The sequence below is a fragment of the Pararhodobacter sp. CCB-MM2 genome (genome assembly GCF_001691415.1).
In the GTDB taxonomy this organism is placed as follows: Bacteria; Pseudomonadota; Alphaproteobacteria; order Rhodobacterales; family Rhodobacteraceae; genus Pararhodobacter.
In genome coordinates, this window is sequence record NZ_LRRR01000041.1 from 1 (window position 1) to 18,567 (window position 18,567).

19 protein-coding genes are annotated in these 18,567 nt (G+C 66.3%); 6 read left to right on the top strand and 13 right to left on the bottom strand.

Annotation, left to right across the window (positions count from 1 at the left end; translation table 11 throughout):
- Positions 1-223 precede the first annotated feature (223 nt).
- Positions 224-1,741 (bottom strand): exodeoxyribonuclease VII large subunit, encoded by a 1,518-nt coding sequence (xseA, locus tag BCY78_RS22415; protein WP_068306298.1) that lies wholly within the window; start codon positions 1,739-1,741, stop codon positions 224-226.
- A 181-nt stretch (positions 1,742-1,922) separates the two neighbouring features.
- Here xseA and purD point away from each other — a divergent pair, with 181 nt between their 5' ends.
- Both purD and recO read left to right on the top strand, forming a co-directional pair.
- The gene (gene purD / locus BCY78_RS22420) at positions 1,923-3,185 is read left to right on the top strand and encodes a phosphoribosylamine--glycine ligase (RefSeq protein WP_068306299.1); all 1,263 of its coding nucleotides are present in this window, start codon (positions 1,923-1,925) and stop codon (positions 3,183-3,185) included.
- 1 nt (position 3,186) lies between these two features.
- Positions 3,187-3,906 (top strand): DNA repair protein RecO, encoded by a 720-nt coding sequence (gene recO / locus BCY78_RS22425; protein ID WP_068306300.1) that lies wholly within the window; start codon positions 3,187-3,189, stop codon positions 3,904-3,906.
- A gap of 9 nt (positions 3,907-3,915) precedes the next feature.
- Here the strand turns inward: recO and BCY78_RS22430 are convergent, their stop codons facing one another.
- Both BCY78_RS22430 and BCY78_RS22435 read right to left on the bottom strand, forming a co-directional pair.
- Positions 3,916-4,371, bottom strand: a complete 456-nt coding sequence (locus BCY78_RS22430) for an Lrp/AsnC family transcriptional regulator (protein ID WP_068306302.1) — start codon at positions 4,369-4,371, stop codon at positions 3,916-3,918.
- 157 nt (positions 4,372-4,528) lie between these two features.
- Positions 4,529-4,987: an Lrp/AsnC family transcriptional regulator gene (locus tag BCY78_RS22435; RefSeq protein WP_068306303.1), complete on the bottom strand. Its 459-nt coding sequence runs from the start codon at positions 4,985-4,987 to the stop codon at positions 4,529-4,531.
- A gap of 130 nt (positions 4,988-5,117) precedes the next feature.
- Here BCY78_RS22435 and ilvC point away from each other — a divergent pair, with 130 nt between their 5' ends.
- From ilvC to lepA, 4 genes are all read left to right on the top strand, one after another.
- On the top strand, positions 5,118-6,140 hold the full coding sequence (ilvC, locus tag BCY78_RS22440; RefSeq protein ID WP_068306305.1) for a ketol-acid reductoisomerase: 1,023 nt from the start codon (positions 5,118-5,120) through the stop codon (positions 6,138-6,140).
- Positions 6,141-6,384: 244 nt separating this feature from the next.
- Complete coding sequence (locus tag BCY78_RS22445) at positions 6,385-9,456, top strand: valine--tRNA ligase (protein ID WP_068306306.1); 3,072 nt, start codon at positions 6,385-6,387, stop codon at positions 9,454-9,456.
- 123 nt (positions 9,457-9,579) lie between these two features.
- Complete coding sequence (locus tag BCY78_RS22450; protein WP_068306308.1) at positions 9,580-10,731, top strand: mandelate racemase/muconate lactonizing enzyme family protein; 1,152 nt, start codon at positions 9,580-9,582, stop codon at positions 10,729-10,731.
- 82 nt (positions 10,732-10,813) lie between these two features.
- Positions 10,814-12,613: a translation elongation factor 4 gene (gene lepA, locus BCY78_RS22455; protein WP_068306350.1), complete on the top strand. Its 1,800-nt coding sequence runs from the start codon at positions 10,814-10,816 to the stop codon at positions 12,611-12,613.
- Here the strand turns inward: lepA and BCY78_RS24965 are convergent.
- From BCY78_RS24965 to ccmA, 10 genes are all read right to left on the bottom strand, one after another.
- On the bottom strand, positions 12,585-13,244 hold the full coding sequence (locus tag BCY78_RS24965; RefSeq protein ID WP_233499474.1) for a transposase: 660 nt from the start codon (positions 13,242-13,244) through the stop codon (positions 12,585-12,587). The genes lepA and BCY78_RS24965 overlap by 29 nt on opposite strands.
- Positions 13,245-13,286: 42 nt before the next feature.
- Positions 13,287-13,556 carry a hypothetical protein gene (locus BCY78_RS22460; RefSeq protein WP_068306309.1) on the bottom strand — a complete coding sequence of 90 codons (270 nt, stop codon included), beginning with the start codon at positions 13,554-13,556 and terminating at the stop codon, positions 13,287-13,289.
- Positions 13,557-13,630: 74 nt separating this feature from the next.
- Complete coding sequence (locus tag BCY78_RS25730) at positions 13,631-13,777, bottom strand: hypothetical protein (protein ID WP_158515991.1); 147 nt, start codon at positions 13,775-13,777, stop codon at positions 13,631-13,633.
- The gene (locus BCY78_RS22465; RefSeq protein ID WP_083195248.1) at positions 13,774-14,934 is read right to left on the bottom strand and encodes an AI-2E family transporter; all 1,161 of its coding nucleotides are present in this window, start codon (positions 14,932-14,934) and stop codon (positions 13,774-13,776) included. Before BCY78_RS22465 ends, BCY78_RS25730 begins: the two co-directional genes overlap by 4 nt.
- 84 nt (positions 14,935-15,018) lie before the next feature.
- Positions 15,019-15,672 carry a DUF1638 domain-containing protein gene (locus BCY78_RS22470; RefSeq protein ID WP_068306310.1) on the bottom strand — a complete coding sequence of 218 codons (654 nt, stop codon included), beginning with the start codon at positions 15,670-15,672 and terminating at the stop codon, positions 15,019-15,021.
- A gap of 2 nt (positions 15,673-15,674) precedes the next feature.
- Positions 15,675-16,214, bottom strand: a complete 540-nt coding sequence (locus BCY78_RS22475; RefSeq protein WP_068306312.1) for a DsbE family thiol:disulfide interchange protein — start codon at positions 16,212-16,214, stop codon at positions 15,675-15,677.
- A 7-nt stretch (positions 16,215-16,221) separates the two neighbouring features.
- Entirely contained in the window at positions 16,222-16,371 is a 150-nt protein-coding gene (gene ccmD / locus BCY78_RS22480) for a heme exporter protein CcmD (protein ID WP_369808721.1), read from the bottom strand.
- Entirely contained in the window at positions 16,371-17,105 is a 735-nt protein-coding gene (locus BCY78_RS22485) for a heme ABC transporter permease (RefSeq protein ID WP_068306314.1), read from the bottom strand. Before BCY78_RS22485 ends, ccmD begins: the two co-directional genes overlap by 1 nt.
- Positions 17,106-17,170: 65 nt before the next feature.
- Positions 17,171-17,827, bottom strand: a complete 657-nt coding sequence (gene ccmB / locus BCY78_RS22490; protein WP_068306315.1) for a heme exporter protein CcmB — start codon at positions 17,825-17,827, stop codon at positions 17,171-17,173.
- Positions 17,824-18,441: a heme ABC exporter ATP-binding protein CcmA gene (gene ccmA / locus BCY78_RS22495; protein ID WP_068306317.1), complete on the bottom strand. Its 618-nt coding sequence runs from the start codon at positions 18,439-18,441 to the stop codon at positions 17,824-17,826. The genes ccmB and ccmA overlap by 4 nt, the downstream gene beginning before the upstream one ends.
- Positions 18,442-18,567 lie beyond the last annotated feature (126 nt).

An 18,567-nucleotide genomic window follows, 5' to 3' on the forward strand; every position in this document is an offset into this window, starting at 1 on the left:
CGGGCTTAATGTGCATAAAAGACGCGTCCGGGCCTGCACGCACCTTGTGAGGAGGACCGGCGTGCGAGCGAGGCAGTGCAGAGTTATGGAAAAAAAATGAATAAAGGCGCCCCCCGCCGTGTTCCTTTTCTTCCCCAAAAATTCCGGGGGGTGAGGCCGAAGGCCGAGGGGGGCAAAGCCCCCCTTCTTGGTCGCCCGCAGGCGCAGCCCAGGGCGAAATCCCTCAGAACAGCGACCCTTGCTTGGCGCCGCCCTTGCCCTGCGGCTCGGGCGGCTTTGTCTTTTTCGGGCGGGGCGCTGCGCCGATCGGGGTCGCTTCCAGCGCGCCGTCATGCATCTCGACGGTGAAATGGGTCTGGGTGCGGGCGGCCTCGGCCGAGGTCAGGGGCGCGCCGTCCGGACCACGCAGTACGGCGAAGCCGCGGGCCAGCGTCTCGGGGTAGCCCAGCGAGCGGCGCATGCGGTCCAACGCCTCCAGCCGTTCCGTGGCCCGCGTCAGCCTTTGTGCCATCGCCGCCGTGGCGCGGGGCAGGAAGCGGGGGCCCTGCAGGCGCTCGTCCTTGCGGGTGATGGTCTGGGTCAGGGCGGGCGTCAGACGCATCCCGGTGCGCTCCAGTCGCTCGGCCCGTTGTTCCAGTTTGCCGCGCAGCACGCCCGGCCTGAGGCCGGCGCTGGCGCGGTTCAGTTCCAGCGTCTTGCGCTGTGCGAGGGCTCGGAGCGAGCCTGCGAAACGGTCGGACACTCGGTCCAGCCGCTGCACTGGCGTTGCCAGCAGCGCTTCCGGGCGGGGCAGGGCGCGGGAGAGGTCACGCAGCCGTTGTGCGCGCAGTTGCGCGGCGCCGGTCCCCGCGCGGTGCAGCCGGGCGCCGAGATTGGCGACATGCGCCAGAAGGTCCGCGCGGACCGGGACCGCGTGTTCGGCGGCGGCGGTGGGGGTCGGCGCGCGGAGGTCGGCGGCGTGGTCGATGAGCGTCGTATCCGTCTCGTGTCCCACGGCCGAGATCAGCGGGATTTCCGAGGCAGCGGCGGCGCGCACCACGGCTTCGTCGTTGAAACCCCAGAGATCCTCGATCGAGCCGCCGCCCCGCGCGACGATCAGCAGGTCGGGGCGCGGTACCGGTCCGCCGGGGCGCAGCGCGTTGAAGCCCTCGATGGCGCGGACCACGTCTTTCGGGCAACGCTCGCCCTGCACTGCGACCGGCCAGACGATGACCCGGCGCGGGAAGCGGTCGGCGAGACGGTGCAGGATGTCGCGGATCACCGCGCCCTGAGCCGAGGTGATGACCCCGATGACTTCGGGCAGGAAGGGGATCGGACGCTTGCGGCCCTGATCGAACAGCCCCTCGGCCGCCAGCTTCTTGCGGCGGGCCTCCAGCATCGCCATCAGCGCGCCGGCGCCCGCGGGGTCGACATTGTCGACCTGCAGCTGGTACTTCGACTGCGGCCCGTAGGTCGTCAGCCGCCCGGTGGCGATGACCTCCATCCCTTCCTCGGGGCGGACGGTCATACGGGCGACCTGGCCCTTCCAGCTGACCGAGGCGATGACCGAGCGGTCGTCCTTCAGGTCGAAATACAGATGCCCGGTGCGCGCCAGCACCACGCGCCCGACCTCGCCGCGCACGCGGACCCGGCCGAACTCGTTCTCCAGCGTGCGTTTCACCGCGCCGGACAGGTCCGAGACGGTGTATTCATGGGCATTGTTGCCGCCTGCGCGCGGCTCGTCATCGTCGATCAGGTCCATGTCGGGCAATCTAGCGCGCGGGTCGGACAGGGGAAAGCGCGATCCGACCCTCGGTGGCGGAAGCCCTCTGATGGGCGCCAAAGGGCTTGAGAGATAGGGCGCCGGGCCCTACAAGCGCCCAAACCCCGGGGTTCCCGCGGGTCATCCGACATTTCTGCACACAGACTTCAGGGCGGGCGGCATGAACATCCTCATCCTCGGCGGCGGCGGGCGCGAACATGCGCTGGCCTGGGCGATCAAGCAGAACCCGAAATGCGACAAGCTGATCGTGGCGCCGGGCAATGCGGGCATCGCCGCCATCGCCGAATGCGCCAGCGTGAACCCCGAGGACGGCGCGGCGGTCGTGGCCTTCTGCGAGGAGAACGCCATCGATTTCGTGGTGATCGGCCCCGAAGCGCCCTTGGCCGCCGGTGTTGCCGACGCCCTGCGCGCGGCTGGCATCCTGTGCTTTGGCCCCTCGGCCGAGGCGGCACGGCTGGAGGCCTCGAAGGCCTTCACCAAGGAAATCTGCGATGCGGCCAAGGCCCCGACCGCGGGCTATGCGCGCTTTGACGACCTCGCGGCGGCCAAGGCCTATGTGACCGAACAAGGCGCGCCGATCGTGGTGAAGGCCGACGGCCTCGCGGCGGGCAAGGGCGTGATCGTGGCCATGACGCTGGCCGAGGCGCTGGACGGGCTCGACGAGATCTTCGGCGGGGCCTTCGGCGCGGCGGGTGCCGAGGTGGTGATCGAGGAATTCATGGAGGGCGAGGAAGCCTCGTTCTTCGTGCTGGTCGATGGCGAGACCTGCCTTCCGATCGGAACCGCGCAGGACCACAAGCGCGTGGGCGACGGCGACACCGGCCCCAATACCGGCGGCATGGGTGCCTATTCGCCCGCGCCGGTGCTGACCGACGCCATCGCGCAGCAGGCGCTGGACCTCATTGTGCGTCCGACCATGGCCGAGATGGCCCGCCGCGGCACGCCCTATCAGGGCGTTCTCTATGCCGGTCTGATGATCAAGGACGGCGTGGCGCGGCTGGTGGAATACAACGCGCGCTTCGGCGATCCGGAATGTCAGGTGCTGATGATGCGGCTGGGCGCGCAGGTGCTGGATCTGCTGCTGGCGGTGGCCGAGGGGCGGCTGGCGGAGGCCCGCGTCAACTGGGCCGATGATCATGCGATGACCGTGGTCATGGCCGCCGCGGGCTATCCCGGCGCCTATGCCAAGGGCAGCGAGATCAAGGGCCTCGATGCGCTGCCCGAGGACAGCTTCAACATGGTGTTCCACGCGGGCACCAAGGACGATCACGGCCGTATCCTGTCGAACGGCGGGCGGGTGCTGAACGTCACCGCCCGCGGCGCGACCTTGGCCGAGGCCCATGCCCGCGCCTATGCCATGGTCGACGGCATCGACTGGCCCGAGGGCTTCTGCCGCCGCGACATCGGCTGGCGGGCCCTCTGACATGGATTGGGCGGGCGACGGGATCCTTCTCGCCGCGCGCCCGCATGGCGAAAACGGCGCCATCATCGAGGTCTTCACCGCCGCGCAGGGCCTGCACAAGGGCGTGGTGCGCGGCGGGACGGGCCGGAAACTGGCGCCGATCCTGCAACCGGGGAATACGCTGGCGGTGAACTGGCGCGCGCGGCTGGATGACCATCTCGGCCATTTCACCGTTGAGCCCCTGCGCGCCCGGGCCTCGGCGATCATGGGCGATGCCGAGCGGCTCTCGGCGCTGAACGCCCTTTGTGCGCTGGCGATCTTTGCCCTGCCCGAGCGCGATCCCCATCCCCGCTTGCATGCGCTGACCCTGCATCTGCTCGACCGGCTGGCCGAGGGCGATCCGTGGTTCGGTCCCTATCTGCTGTGGGAGCGGCTGCTGCTGGAGGAGACGGGCTACGGCCTCGATTTCAGCGAATGCGCGGTGACCGGGCAGATCGAGGGGCTGGCCTATGTCTCGCCGCGCACCGGCCGGGCGGTGACGCGCGAAGGGGCGGGGGAGTATGCGGACCGGCTGCTGCCCTTGCCGCGGCTGTTGCTCGACGCTTCGGCACCCGAGAGCCGGGGCGAGATGGCCAAGGGGCTGGTGACCACCGGGCATTTCCTGCGCGAGGTTCTGGCCCCGGCGCTGGGCCACAAGCCGCTGCCTGAGGCGCGGGCGCGGCTGGTGAAGCGGTTCGATTAAGGCGCAGTTCTAGAGCGGGCCGGGCCGGCGTTCCTCGCTGAGAAGGACGTTGGCATCGACCTGGCCCACGCCCGGCAGGGTCATGATCCGGCGGCGCAGCACGCGCTCGAAATCCGACAGATCCCGCGCCACAACCCGCAGGCGGTAATCGTAGAGGCCGAGGACATATTGCACCGTCTGCACCTCGGGGATGGCGCTGACGGCGCGTTCGAAATCCTCGAGGCTGACGCGTCCCTTGGCGGCGAGCGAGACGCCGAGGAACACCGTGACGCCGAACCCCAGTGCGGCCTCGTCGAGCACCAGCCGGCGCCCGGCGATGGCGCCGGCGTCGATCAGGCGTTTCATCCGCCGCCAGGCAGTCGGTTGGCTGATGCCGAGACGGCGACCCAAAGCGCCGGCGCTGAGCGTCGCATCGGCGGCCAGAGCACGGAGGAGGGCGCGGTCGGTGTCGTCGAGGTCGATCATCGTCTCGGGCCTTCAGGCAGGGGTGCGGCGAGAGGTGCGGCGTGGGGCCTTCGAGGCCCCTCGCCGCACGCGGGGGCTCTGCCCCCGACGGCCTGCGGCCTGCCCCCGGGATATTTTCGGAGCAAAGATGAGGGGGCGGCGGTCACCGGAAGGGGGGTCATAAGGGGAGGGTCTCGCCGCGCTTGATTTCCGAGACATGCATCAGGGCCTCCAGATCGGCGATATGCGGGAGGGTCAGGATCTTCTCGCGGTAGATTTCCTGATAATGGCGCATGTCGCGGGCGACGATATTGAGGCGCACGTCCACCCGGCCGAGGAAGGTCTGGATCTGGATCACCTCGGGCACGTTGCGAGCGGCGGCGAGGAATTCGTCGAAGGCGCGCGGGTTGGTCTTGTCGAGGGTGACGCGCAGCGAGACCTCGACCTCCCAGCCGAGCGCGCGCCAGTCGATCACTGCCTCGACGCCCTTGAGGATCCCGCGCGTGCGCAGCCGGTCGAGGCGGCGCGAGGCGGTGGCCTCGGTCATGTTGGCGCGGCGGGCGAGTTCGGCTACCGGCTGCGCGGGATCCGCCTGCAATTGGCGCAGCAAGCGGCGGTCGGTGTCATCGACTTGCATGAATCCCTCGCATTGCTGTACGGACGTGAATTGAATTACGTCACGGATCGCGATTCTTGCGGGTTTTTGCAAGGGATTTCCCGTCAGAATTCTTATGATGCCCATCAGTTAGACACGAAAGGAGCGCCCCATGCGCGTGTATTACGATCGCGATTGCGACATCAACCTGATCAAGGACATGAAGGTCGCCATTCTCGGCTACGGCTCGCAGGGCCATGCCCACGCGCTGAACCTGCGCGATTCGGGCGCCAAGAACGTCGTCGTCGCGCTGCGCGACGGCTCGCCCTCGGCCAAGAAAGCCGAAGGCGAAGGCCTGAAGGTCATGGGCATTGCCGAGGCCGCCGCCTGGTGCGACCTGATCATGTTCACCATGCCCGACGAGCTGCAGGCCGAGACCTACAAGAAATACGTCCATGACAACCTGCGTGAAGGCGCCGCGATCGCCTTCGCCCACGGTCTGAACGTGCATTTCGGCCTGATCGAGCCGAAAGCCGGCGTCGACGTCATCATGATGGCGCCGAAGGGCCCGGGCCACACCGTGCGTGGCGAATATACCAAAGGCGGCGGCGTGCCCTGCCTCGTGGCCGTCCATCAGGACGCAACCGGCAAGGCGATGGAAATCGGCCTGTCGTATTGCTCGGCCATCGGTGGCGGCCGCTCGGGCATCATCGAGACCAACTTCCGTCAGGAATGCGAAACGGACCTGTTCGGTGAGCAGGCCGTGCTGTGCGGTGGCCTCGTCGAGCTGATCCGCATGGGCTTCGAGACCCTGGTGGAAGCCGGCTACGAGCCCGAAATGGCCTATTTCGAGTGCCTGCACGAAGTGAAGCTGATCGTCGACCTGATCTATGAAGGCGGCATCGCCAACATGGATTACTCGATCTCGAACACCGCCGAATACGGCCAGTATGTCTCGGGCCCGCGCATCCTGCCCTACGACGAGACCAAGGCCCGCATGAAAGCCGTGCTGACCGACATCCAGACCGGCAAGTTCGTCCGTGACTTCATGCTGGAAAACAGCGTCGGCCAGCCGACCATCAAGGCCTCGCGCCGTTCGAACGACGAGCATCAGATCGAGCTCGTCGGCCAGAAGCTGCGCGAGATGATGCCGTGGATCGGCAAAGGCAAGATGGTCGACAAGGCGCGCAACTAAGCCGCCCGGATCACCGGAACAGAAGGGGCGCGCGGCGAGGGCTGCGCGCCCCTTTCCTGTTCCCGACAGTTACGAACAATTTGACTCAACCCGCCCCATCTTTACTCCCCAAGTATCCCGGGGGGTTCCGGGGGGCTGGCCCCCCGGTCCCGCACCCACCGCCCGCACGCCTCAGGCTCTTTCCCTTTCACCGCCGCGCCGTTAAACAGCGCCAAAGCCCGCTGAACGCCTTGAGGGAACGCCCATGACGATGGAAAAGAATTTCGACGCCGCCGAGGCCGAGGCCCGGATCGCCGCGCTCTGGGACGAGGCCGGGGCCTTCAAGGCCGGCGCCAATGCCAGCCGCGCCGAGACCTTCTCGATCATGATCCCGCCGCCCAACGTCACGGGCAGCCTGCACATGGGCCATGCCTTCAACAACACGTTGCAGGACATCCTCGTCCGCTGGCACCGGATGCGCGGGTTCGACACGCTCTGGCAGCCCGGTCAGGACCATGCCGGTATCGCCACGCAGATGGTGGTCGAGCGGGAGCTCGCGAAGGACAAGTCGAACGCCACGCGGCGTGAGATGGGCCGCGAGGCCTTCACCCAGAAGATCTGGGAGTGGAAGGCGCAATCCGGCGGCACGATCATCGGCCAGCTGCAACGTCTGGGCTGCTCGCTCGACTGGTCGCGCAATGCCTTCACCATGTCGGGCGCCCCGGGGGCTCCGGCCGGTGAGGAAGGCAATTTCCACGACGCGGTGATCAAGGTCTTCGTCGATCTCTACAACAAGGGCTACATCTACCGTGGCCAGCGGCTGGTGAACTGGGACCCGCATTTCGAGACGGCGATCTCGGATCTCGAGGTCGAGAACACTGAAGTCGCCGGCCATATGTGGCACTTCAAATACCCGCTGGCCGGTGGCGCGACCTACGAATACGTGGAGCGTGACGAGGACGGTAACGTCACCAAGCGCGAGACCCGCAACTACATCTCCATTGCGACGACCCGCCCCGAGACCATGCTCGGTGACGGCGCCGTAGCCGTGCATCCCTCGGACGAGCGCTACAAGCCCATCGTCGGCATGCTCTGCGAGATCCCGGTGGGCCCGAAGGAACATCGCCGTCTGATCCCGATTATCACCGACGAATACCCCGATCCGACCTTCGGCTCGGGCGCGGTGAAGATCACCGGCGCGCATGATTTCAACGACTACGCGGTCGCCAAGCGCAACAAGATCCCGCTCTACAACCTGATGGACACCAAGGCGCGGATGCGCGCGGATGGCCTGTCCTACGAGGAAAGCGCGCAGATCGCCGGTGCCATCGCGCGCGGCGAGCGTGAGGCGGGCGACGTGTCGCAGATCAACCTCGTTCCCGAAGAACTGCGCGGCCTTGATCGCTACGACGCCCGCAAGGCCGTGGTCGCGGCGATCAATGCCGAGGGGCTGGCGGTCACGTACCTCAAGAAGACCATCGACCCCGAGACCAAGGCCGAGGACCTGACCCGCGAGCCGCTGGTCGAGGACAAGCCGATCATGCAGCCCTTCGGCGACCGCTCGAAAGTGGTGATCGAGCCTTTCCTGACCTGGCAATGGTTCGTGGACACGACGAAGATCGTCGGCCCGGCGCTGGACGCCGTCCGCAAGGGTTGCGAGGCCGACCGGACTGGCAGCTTCGACCCCGAGGCCGGCTATACCCGCATCCTGCCGGAATCGGGCGAGAAGACCTATTACCACTGGCTTGAGAACATCGAGCCCTGGTGCATCTCGCGCCAGCTGTGGTGGGGCCATCAGATCCCGGTGTGGTACGGGCCCGTTCTAAAAGGAAAAATGCGTACAGACGGCCCGGGCGTTCTGGCGTCCGACGGGAACAGCGTTATGTTCTGTGCAGCCTCGTTCGAAGAGGCACGTCAGCTCGCGACTGAACACTACTCAGTCTTTGTTGACGAGGCTGAGTTGACCGCTTCTGAATCTCGGCGCTTCGCAGTGGAAGTGCACGACACCAAGGGCGTTGTCACAGTTCAGATTGGTCGAGATCCTGACGTGCTCGACACCTGGTTCTCCTCGGGCCTCTGGCCGATCGGGACGCTGGGCTGGCCCGAGCAAACCCCGGAACTGGCGCGCTATTTCCCGACCGATGTGCTGGTCACCGGGCAGGATATCCTGTTCTTCTGGGTCGCGCGGATGATGATGATGCAATTGGCGGTGGTCGGTGAAGTGCCGTTCCACACCGTCTACCTGCATGGCCTCGTCCGCGACGCCAAGGGCAAGAAGATGTCCAAATCCGTGGGCAACGTCATCGACCCCTTGGACATCATCGACGAATTCGGCGCCGACGCGTTGCGCTTCACCAACGCGGCCATGGCCTCGCTCGGTGGGGTGTTGAAGCTCGATACCCAGCGGATCACCGGCTATCGCAACTTCACCACGAAGCTGTGGAACGCGACCCGCTTTGCCGAGATGAACGGCGTCTTCGAGGGCGCGCCGGTCGCGGGCGTCCCGCAGGCCACCGCCACCGCGAACCGCTGGATCATCGGCGAGACCGCGCGGACCTTGGCCGTGGTGAACGAGGCCTTCGCCAGCTACCGCTTCAACGACGCGGCGCAGGCGCTCTATGCCTTCGTCTGGGGCAAGGTCTGCGACTGGTATGTCGAATTCGCCAAGCCGCTGTTCGATGGTGACCAAGCCGCCGAGACCCGCGCTACCATGCGCTGGGTGCTGGATCAGTGCTTCATCCTGCTGCACCCGATCATGCCCTTCATCACCGAGGAACTCTGGGGTCTGACCGGCCCGCGCGAGAAGCTCTGCGTGCATGCCGATTGGCCGAGCTACGGTGCCGAGATCGCCGATGCCGAGGCGGATCGTGAGATGTCTTGGGTGATCGGGCTCATCGAGCAGGTCCGTTCCTCGCGCACGCAGATGCGCGTGCCGGCGGGGATGAAGCTGCCGATGCTGGTGGTGGATCAGGACGACAATGCGAAGGCCGCTTACGCCCGCAACGAGGTGCTGATCGAGCGTCTGGCGCGTCTCGATGGGCTGCATGTCGGCGCCGAGATCCCGAAGGCGTCGTTGACCGTCGCCGTCGAGGGCGCGACCTATGCGCTGCCGCTGGAAGGGGTGATCGACATCTCGGCCGAGGCCGACCGTCTGGGCAAGTCGCTGGAGAAGCTGCAGAAAGAGATCGGCGGGCTGAAGGGCCGGCTCGACAACCCGCGCTTCGTGGCCAATGCCTCGGAAGAGGTGGTCGAAGAGGCGCGCGCCAATCTCGCCGAGAAATCCGACGAGGCCGCACGTCTGGCCGAGGTTCTGGCCAAGCTGCGCGCCATGGCGTGATCCGCGCCTGATCGCCAAGGAATGGGGAAGGGGGGGCTTGGCCCTCCTTTTTCCGTTTCGGGCAGGTGACAGCGGCGGGCCGGGCGCTATTGTCGGGCGACAGGATCGAGGAAAGGGCGCGACATGCGGCTCAAGCGGCTGGAAACCTTCCACAATGAATTCGTCTGCTTCGTGAAGGCGACGGCCGAGGATGGCGTGGTCGGGTGGGGCCAGACCTCGACCTACAACGCCGATATCACCGCGCAGGTCTTCCACCGGCAGATCGTGCCTTGGGCGCTGGGCCAGGACGTGACGGACATTCCCGCGCTTGTCTCACGCATCGAGCGAGCCGAGCACAAATTCCCCGGCAGCTACCGCAACCGCGCCTTGGCCGGGTTGGATACGGCGCTGTGGGACATGGAGGGGCAACGCTCTGGCCTGCCGGTCGCCGCGCTGATCGGTGGAACGGCGGGGCCGGTTCGGGCCTATGCCAGCTCCATGCGCCGGGATCTCACGCCCGAGGAAGAGGCCGAGCGGCTGAAGCGGATCTGCGGCGAGCAGGGCTTCACCGCCGCCAAGTTCCGCATCGGCGCCGAGATGGGCGAGGGGCGCGATCAATGGCCCGGTCGGACCGAGGCGATCATCCCTGCCGTGACCCGCGCCCTACCGGGGATCGAGACGCTGGTCGATGCGAATTCCGGCTTCACCGTCGCCCGCGCCATCGAGGTGGGGCATATCCTGCAAGACAACGGTGTCGGCCATTACGAGGAGCCGGTGCCGTGGTGGGATCTGGACGCCACGAAGGCCGTGGCCGATGCGCTGGAGGTCGATGTGACGGGCGGCGAGCAGGACGTGGACACGGGCATTTTCGCCCGGATTATCCGCGACCGCGTGGTCGATGTGGTGCAGCCTGACGTGATGTATCTGGGCGGGCTGACGAAGACCCTGCAAGTGGCCGAAATGGCGGCGCTGGCCGGACTGCCGGTGACGCCCCATGCCGCGAACCTCGGGTTGGTGACGATGGCGACGATGCATCTGCTGCGGGCGCTGCCGAATGCCGGAAAGTACCTCGAATTCTCCATCGAGGGCGAGGATTACTACCCGTGGCAGCGCGAGCTGTTCCTCGGCGATCCGTTCCGGGTGCGGGATGGCCATCTGGCAGTGACAGGTGCGCCGGGTTGGGGGCTGACGGTCAATCCCGACTGGCTGGCCAAGGCGGAATACCGCGACTCCGATCAGGCCGAGCAGACGGCCTATGCCGCGTTGTACCACAGGACGCTCGACGCGCAGCTCTGAGGCGCTCAAACCTTTGCCAGGCGGCGCGTTCGGCCCCAACGGGACCATTGACGGCTGGCCGAAACCTGCTCATATGCCCGCCATGACCGAGCTCGACAGAATCCGCAATTTCTCCATCGTGGCGCATATCGACCACGGCAAATCCACGCTGGCTGATCGTCTGATCCAGATGACAGGCACCGTGGCCGAACGCGACATGAAGGCCCAGCTGCTGGATGCGATGGACATCGAGCGCGAGCGCGGCATCACCATCAAGGCAAACTCGGTGCGCATCGAGTATCCGGCCAAGGATGGCAAGACCTACATCCTGAACCTGATCGACACGCCGGGACACGTTGACTTCGCCTATGAAGTCAGTCGTTCGATGCGCGCCGTCGAGGGCTCGCTGCTGGTCGTCGACGCCTCGCAGGGCGTCGAGGCGCAGACGCTGGCCAACGTCTATCAGGCGATTGATGCCGGCCACGAGATCGTGCCGGTCCTCAACAAGATCGACCTCCCCGCCGCCGATCCCGAGCGGGTGAAGGAGAATATCGAGGACGTGATCGGGCTTGATGCCTCGGACGCGATCCCGATCTCGGCCAAGTCGGGCATGGGCATTCCGGACGTGCTGGAAGCCATCGTGACCCGCCTGCCCGCGCCCAAGGGCGACCGCGATGCGCCGCTGAAGGCGATGCTGGTTGACAGCTGGTATGACAGCTATCTCGGCGTCGTCGTCATGATCCGCGTCATGGACGGTGTCATCCGCAAGGGCGACCGGATCAAGATGATGCAGACGGGCGCTGTCTATGGTGTCGACAAGCTGGCCGTGCTGAAGCCGCAGATGGTCGATATTCCGGAACTGGGCCCGGGCGAGATCGGCATCTGGACCGGCTCGATCAAGCAGGTGCGCGACACTCGTGTCGGTGATACGATCACCACCGAGAAAAAGGGCACGGACAAGCCGCTGCCGGGCTTCAAACCCGCCCAGCCGGTGGTGTTCTGCGGCCTCTTCCCGGTCGATGCCAATGATTTCGACGACCTGCGCGACGCGATCGAGAAGCTGCAGCTGAACGACGCCTCGTTCAGCTCGGAGATGGAGACCTCGGCCGCTTTGGGCTTCGGCTTCCGTTGCGGCTTCCTGGGGCTTCTGCATCTCGAGGTGATCCGCGACCGTCTGGAGCGCGAGTATGACCTCGACCTGATCACCACGGCGCCGTCGGTGGTGTTCAAGCTCCACATGAAGGACGGTGAGGTGCGCGATCTGCACAACCCGGCCGACATGCCCGACCTGACCTATGTCGACCATATCGAAGAGCCGCGCATCAAGGCGACGATCATGGTGCCGGACGAGTATCTGGGCGACGTGCTGAAGCTGTGTCAGGACCGTCGCGGCATCCAGCTGGACCTGACCTATGCCGGCAACCGCGCGATGGTGGTCTATGACCTGCCGCTGGCCGAGGTAGTGTTCGACTTCTACGACCGCCTGAAATCGGTGACGAAGGGCTATGCCTCGTTCGATTACCAGATCAGCGAATATCGCGAGGATACCCTCGTGAAGATGTCGATCTTGGTGAACGACGAGCCGGTGGATGCGCTGTCGATGATGGTGCACCGCGACCGGGCCGAGAGCCGGGGCCGCGCCATGTGCGAGAAGCTCAAGGACCTGATCCCGCGGCACATGTTCAAGATCCCGATCCAGGCGGCGATTGGCGGCCGGGTGATCGCGCGTGAGACGCTGTCGGCGATGCGCAAGGACGTGACCGCGAAGTGCTACGGCGGCGACGCGACGCGGAAGAAGAAACTGCTGGAGAAGCAGAAGGCCGGCAAGAAGAAGATGCGGCAGTTCGGCAAGGTCGAGATCCCGCAATCCGCCTTCATCGCGGCGCTGAAGATGGACGATTGAGACCCGTTTCGTGGGTCGAGGAGGGCGGGGGAGACCCCGCCCTTTTGCTTTGTAGGGTGGGGTTCCACCCCACCTTTGGCGGTTCGCTCAGGGTCCCGTTGCGCAAGTCGCGATGGATCGAGGAATGCGGCCAGTCCTGCGGCGCGCGCGCCAGTCCGTGCCGCACCGGGTCCATCCAGCAGTGCGCGATGAGGTCATGGTATTCTGCCGTAGAACGGACATGGTGCTCCCAGAACCGCCGCTGCCAGATCCCGGCATCTCCCTTGCGCAGCATCGAGCGCGTCTTGGGTAGGGTGGGGTTCCACCCCACCGGCCGTCCCTCTGATCGCGCCACGGTGGGATGAAATCCCACCCTACAGGCGTCGCGCAGCAGTCGAGTGAACCGCGATTTCACCGCGCCCCAGCGGGTGGCGTAATCGCTGTCACCGGGGGGCAGCGTCCAGACGCAATGCAGGTGATCCGGCAAGACCACCATCGCGTCGATGGTGAAGGGGCGTTCGCGTTTGGTCTGCGCGACGGCGAGGCGCAGGCGCTCGATCTCGTCGACCAGCAACGCTGATCCCCGCTGGGCGAGGGAGACCGTGAAGAAGATACTCGAACCGGGAAGCCGGAGGCGGCGATACTGGGACATCCCTCATCACCGCATGACGCGCCTGAAAATATGGTTAACGGATCACAGACACCGATCCATGTCCTGCACCCATCGGCCATTGCCGCAGGCATGGAAGCCACCGCCAGCGGCTTGGGCCATTTCCAGTCTTTCGCTACGGGCCAGTGTTACGATCAGCGCCCCACTTCCAATTCCCAAAGCCAGCAGCAGGAACATCAGGGCGCGCCTGCCGGACCGGCGCTTGGCTGGGCGCAGGGGCGAGAGGCCTCGCGGGTTGGGGGCAACGATCTCAAGGCGCCGCCGCTCGCGGGCGCGGGAGAGGAACTCGAACATGGGACGCTCCGTGACTACGTTGCCAGTCTGGCGTCGAAACCCGGCAGCATTACGGCACCCGCTCGGGGGAGATCTCAGTCGTCAGGGCAGGGGCGGCCGTCATCCGTCAACCCCTGTCCCGGGCAGAGGAGATACTCGCGCTCAGGCGGGCGCTCGCCGGGCCAGTTGACGTAGGCCAGCAGCCCAGCCAGCACCAGCAAGACGGGCCAGAAGCGCCTCACTCGGCCGCTTGGCGCACGGGCTCGGGCTCGTCAGCGACGTGGCTCGCTTCCTCGATCTCCGGCAGGCCCTCGCGCGACAGCAGCACGGCTACGGGGCGGGCTGCGGGGATATGCGAGCAGACGATCATGATCGCCACCATGATCGGCACGGCCAGGAACATGCCCGGGATGCCCCAGACCGCGCCCCAGAAGGCCAGCGAGATGATGATTCCGAAGCTCGACACCCGCAGCGCCTTGCCCATCAGCATCGGGTCGATGACCGAGCCCAGCACGAACTGGATCATCCCGGCGATGACGAAGACCAGAAGCGCGGTCGCAGGCTCGGGCACCTGAATCAGCGCGACAAGGCCCAGAAGGATCGTCGCGATGATCGAGCCGACCGAGGGGATGTAGTTCAACACGAAGGTCAGGATCGCCATCGGGCCCGCGAAATCGAGGCGGAACCCCTCCATCAGCACATAGACGGCGACGGCCGTGGCGGCCGAGACACCGGTCTTCACCAGCAGGTAATGGTTCACCCGCCGGACGATGGAATGCATGATCCGGCCCACGCGACGCGCCTTGGCCTTGTCATGCAGCAGGTTCTCCAGCTTGGTGTTGAACCACAGCCGCTCGGCGAACAGGAAGCCCACGAACAGGATCACCAGCGTCGTCGCCGACAACAGGTTCGAGGCCTGTCCCGCCAGCGTCGAGAGATAGCCGGAGACTTCGATCGAGCGGATCGAGGTCTCCACCATCTGCTCGGCCTCGGGCGAGATCCATGCCGCCAGCCGCGCGATGGCGGCGATGGCTTGGTCGGTGTAGCCCATGGTGGTCGAGACCACCGCGTTGACCTGACTGATCACCAGCGCCGAGAGGGTCAGTAGCAGGACGGCGATCATCGTGAAGGCGCCCATCGAGGCCAGCCAGTTGGTGATCTTCCACGAGCCGATTCGCAGCTTGGAGAAGGCGTTGATCGCATCCGCCGTCATCGCGAAGAGGATGATGGCGATCACCAGCGAGATCAGGATGAACCGCGCCTGAAACAACAGGAACAGGATCATCGAGAAGGCGATGATGCCCAGGAACCAGGTTTGCAGCCGATAGCGGTCGACCAGCGACTGACGCTGGTGGCTTTCGGGATCGGGGGCGGTGGATTCGAGATCAGGCGGGGTCATCTGCGCGCATGTAGCCGGGTTTTGTAAAGATTATGGTGCAGCGCCGGGCGAAACAACTGCGCAGGCCCGACAATCACGCCCCGATCACGCGCCCGTGCGCCCCGCAGCCCCGGCGAGGGCGGGAACGAGGTCCCCGTAGCCGGTCACGCGCCTCTCATAGGCAAGTCCGAGACGCTTGGCCCAGTCCTGCGCCCGAAGGTCCAGCGCGGGATCGTCCAGCTGTGCGAGGTAGATCAGCGTCTCGTAATTGCCGAACATCATCGGGATCAGCTCTGGGTGGCGGTCAAAGCCCATGGGCTTCCACACGAAGGCCTCGAATTGCCGGACGAGGAAATCGGTCAGGTAGAAGGCCGTGATCTCATCCTCGGCGCGGGCGGCGAAATCGGCGTTGCCGGCGAAGAAGGAATAGCAGTGCGGGCCCTCGACCATCTGCACGCCCAGCGTCTCGCAACGGGTCTGCAACAGGCCGCCGGTGCCGCAATCGGCGTAGACGACGAAGATGTCGTCATACTTGGCGCGGAACTTGGTGACGGCCGCCTCGACCGCGTCGGGGATGCGGTCCGGCCAGAGGTGCAGGTTCGCGGGCAGGCAGTGCAGGTCCAGATGGTCCCAGCCATTCGCGGCCTTGATGGCGAGGATCTCGTGTGCCAGCGCGCCGCAGGCCAAGGCAAGGACCTTGCCCTGACCGTGGCCCGTCAGCCCCTCTGTCGTCAACACGGCATCCGAGGGGCTGTCCATGATCAGCTGCCGCTCCGGGCGCGTTCCATTGCCGGGCGCAGGCGGGTCTCGACGATCTCCTCGGTGATAGGTCCGGCGTGACGCATCAGGATATTGCCCTCGCCGTCGATGACGAAGGTCTCGGGCAGGCCGACGACGCCCCAATCAAGCCCCATCCGCGCGCGGGGGTCGGCACCGATGGCGGCGTAGGGATTGCCCAACTCGTCGAGGAAGTCCATCGCCCGGTCGGGCTCGTCACGATAGTTGACGCCGAGGACGGTGATCCCCTCATGCGCCAGCGCCTCGACCACCGGGGCCTCGGCCCGGCAGGGCGGGCACCACGAGGCCCAGAAGTTCACCAGCGTGACCTCGCCCGAGCGCAGCATGTCGTCGGTGAACAGCGGCAGGTCTTCCAGCTGCGCCAGCTCCACATTCGGCGCGGCATGCCCGGCGCGGGCCGAGGGCAGGTCGTCGCGATCCTCGCGGAAGTTGCCGACGGCGACGAAAGCGACGAAACCGGCCAGCAGGACGGGCGGCAGGATCAGGAGCGGGTTGATCTTCATGGGATCCTCAAGACGTCTGGCGGGCTTCCAGCGCCGCCAGCTCCCGCTTCACGCGGCGCGAGCGGACGACGGTGCCCAGAAGGAGCAGGCCGATCAGGCCCAATGAGACGGCATAGGCCAGCGTAACTTCGGTGGCGTAGTTTCCAAGATCCGGCATCAGGCACGCACCCTTTCACGCGTCAGGAGGGCACGGGCCCGGCGCGCGCGGATCTCGGTCCGCGTGCCGGCCAGCACCAGTGCGAGGAACATAAGTCCGAAACCGATCATGCACAGGTAGAGCGGTGCCTTGTAGCTCCAGTCCATCCGCGTGCCGGGGGCCACGGACAAAGATGCCCCCTGATGCAGTCCCTGGTTCCAGAACAAAGCGGCATAGCGCGACAGCACCGCGAAGACCGAGCCCACGAGGCAAAGAACCGAGGTCAGGTCCGCGGCGGTATCCGGGTCCTCGATCGCCGACCACAGGGCAATGTACCCGAGGTAGAACAGGAACAGGATCAGGAACGAGGTCAGGCGCGGATCCCAGGCCCACCAGGTGCCCCACATCGGCTGGCCCCAGATCGCCCCGGTGATCAGCGCGATCAGCGTCATCGTGGCGCCGATGGGCGCGGCGGCCTTGGCGGCCAGCGCGCTGACATGGTGGCGGCGGATCAGCCAGATCAGCGAGGCCACCAGCATCATCGCCCAGGCATTGATCGCCATCAGCGCGGCGGGGACATGCAGGAAGATGATCTTGACGGTCGAGCCTTGGCGGTAATCGTCCGGCGTGCCGAAGAAGCCCCAGAGCAACCCGGTGACGATCAGCACAGCGGCCAGCACAGCACTGAGCGGCATCAGCCAGCCCGAGAGCCGCATGAACTTGACCGGATTCGCATATTCCCAGAACGATGCCATGCAGGGTTCCTAATCTGTGCCGGGGGCCGTCTCAACCCACGGAGCCGTGAATGCCCTGAGGCAGGTTAGCGCAGGTTGATCCTGAGTGCGAAGGCCGCCGCGAAGGGCAGCAGGGCGACCGAGCCGGCGGTGATGCCGGCGAGCAGCAGAAGCGGGGTGGAGCCGTCAAGGCCCTGCGCCGCTCGCGTCACCGCTTGGGCGCCGAAGACGAGCGTTGGCACATAGAGCGGTAGGACGAGGAGCGACATCAGCAGGCCGCCGCGTTTCAGCCCCACGGTGAGGGCGGCGCCGAAAGCGCCGATCATGCTGAGCGCGGGCGTGCCCAGCAGGAGCGAGGCGATCAGCGTCAGGTAGCCGGGACCGGCGAGGTTCAGCAGGATCGCCAACACTGGCGCCGCGAGGGCCAAGGGCAGGCCCGTGGTGATCCAATGCGCGAAGGCCTTCACCGCGACGACGCCCTCGAGCGGGATAGGCGAGGTCGCCAGCAGCTCCAATGAGCCGTCCTCGTGGTCCAAGGCGAAGATCCGGTCCAGCGACAGAAGGCAGGCCAGCAGCGCCCCGACCCACAGGATCCCCGGCGCGATCACGCCCAGCACCTGCGGGTCCGGCCCCACACCCAGCGGCACCAGCACGGCAAGGATCAGGAAGAACCCGAGACCCAAGCCGAAGCCCCCGCCTGCGCGAAAGGCCAGCCGCAGATCCCTCACCAGAAGCGCAATCACAGGAAGGCCTCATCGAAACCAAGATCGGGCAAAAGCTCGGCCTTGTAGGGCGTGAGGTCCAAGACCCGCGCTTCGGGCAGGCCGAGGTCGATATGCGTGGCCAGCAGCGCGGCACCGCCCCCGGCCAGATGCCCGCGTACCACCTCAGCAAACAGCGCGACCGAGTCCGCATCCAGCGACACGGTCGGCTCGTCCAGCACCCAAAGCCAACGCCCGGTGACCATCAGCCGCGCCAGCCCCAGCCGCCGCTTCTGCCCGGCGGAGAGGTGCTGTGCCTGCCGATGCGCCAGATCGCGCAGGTTCATCGCCTCCAGCGCAGGCTCGATATCCCGCACGCCATGGATCGCCGCCCAGAATGTCAGGTTCTCGGTCACGGTGAGCGTCGACTTCAGCCCGTCGGCATGGGCAGCATAGGCCATCTGCTCGGGCGGGCAGGAAATCTCGCCCTTCAGCGCGGGCTGCAACCCGGCCAGCGTCCGCAGCAAGGTCGTCTTTCCCGACCCGTTCGGCCCGCGCAACACCAGCGCCTCGCCGCTGGTGACGGCGAAGCTGAGCCCCTCGACAAGCGGCAGCCCGCCTCGGGCACAAGCCAGATCCGTCACGCGCAATTCCATGAAATCCGCTTACCCTGCGCCGCGCCCGCCTGCCAAGCAAAACCGCGCGCCTGCTTCATTCTGCCCCAAATACGCCCCTTCTCAGAGGCGGGCCCGCGCCCTCTCACCTTGTCGGAAATACTCCGC

Coding starts and splice junctions, on each gene's coding strand:
- xseA (WP_068306298.1), bottom strand. CDS start 1,741: ATGGACCTGATCGACGATGACGAGCCGCGCGCAGGCGGCAACAATGCC.
- purD (WP_068306299.1), top strand. CDS start 1,923: ATGAACATCCTCATCCTCGGCGGCGGCGGGCGCGAACATGCGCTGGCC.
- recO (WP_068306300.1), top strand. CDS start 3,187: ATGGATTGGGCGGGCGACGGGATCCTTCTCGCCGCGCGCCCGCATGGC.
- BCY78_RS22430 (WP_068306302.1), bottom strand. CDS start 4,371: ATGATCGACCTCGACGACACCGACCGCGCCCTCCTCCGTGCTCTGGCC.
- BCY78_RS22435 (WP_068306303.1), bottom strand. CDS start 4,987: ATGCAAGTCGATGACACCGACCGCCGCTTGCTGCGCCAATTGCAGGCG.
- ilvC (WP_068306305.1), top strand. CDS start 5,118: ATGCGCGTGTATTACGATCGCGATTGCGACATCAACCTGATCAAGGAC.
- BCY78_RS22445 (WP_068306306.1), top strand. CDS start 6,385: ATGACGATGGAAAAGAATTTCGACGCCGCCGAGGCCGAGGCCCGGATC.
- BCY78_RS22450 (WP_068306308.1), top strand. CDS start 9,580: ATGCGGCTCAAGCGGCTGGAAACCTTCCACAATGAATTCGTCTGCTTC.
- lepA (WP_068306350.1), top strand. CDS start 10,814: ATGACCGAGCTCGACAGAATCCGCAATTTCTCCATCGTGGCGCATATC.
- BCY78_RS24965 (WP_233499474.1), bottom strand. CDS start 13,244: ATGTCCCAGTATCGCCGCCTCCGGCTTCCCGGTTCGAGTATCTTCTTC.
- BCY78_RS22460 (WP_068306309.1), bottom strand. CDS start 13,556: ATGTTCGAGTTCCTCTCCCGCGCCCGCGAGCGGCGGCGCCTTGAGATC.
- BCY78_RS22465 (WP_083195248.1), bottom strand. CDS start 14,934: ATGACCCCGCCTGATCTCGAATCCACCGCCCCCGATCCCGAAAGCCAC.
- BCY78_RS22470 (WP_068306310.1), bottom strand. CDS start 15,672: ATGGACAGCCCCTCGGATGCCGTGTTGACGACAGAGGGGCTGACGGGC.
- BCY78_RS22475 (WP_068306312.1), bottom strand. CDS start 16,214: ATGAAGATCAACCCGCTCCTGATCCTGCCGCCCGTCCTGCTGGCCGGT.
- ccmD (WP_369808721.1), bottom strand. CDS start 16,371: ATGCCGGATCTTGGAAACTACGCCACCGAAGTTACGCTGGCCTATGCC.
- BCY78_RS22485 (WP_068306314.1), bottom strand. CDS start 17,105: ATGGCATCGTTCTGGGAATATGCGAATCCGGTCAAGTTCATGCGGCTC.
- ccmA (WP_068306317.1), bottom strand. CDS start 18,441: ATGGAATTGCGCGTGACGGATCTGGCTTGTGCCCGAGGCGGGCTGCCG.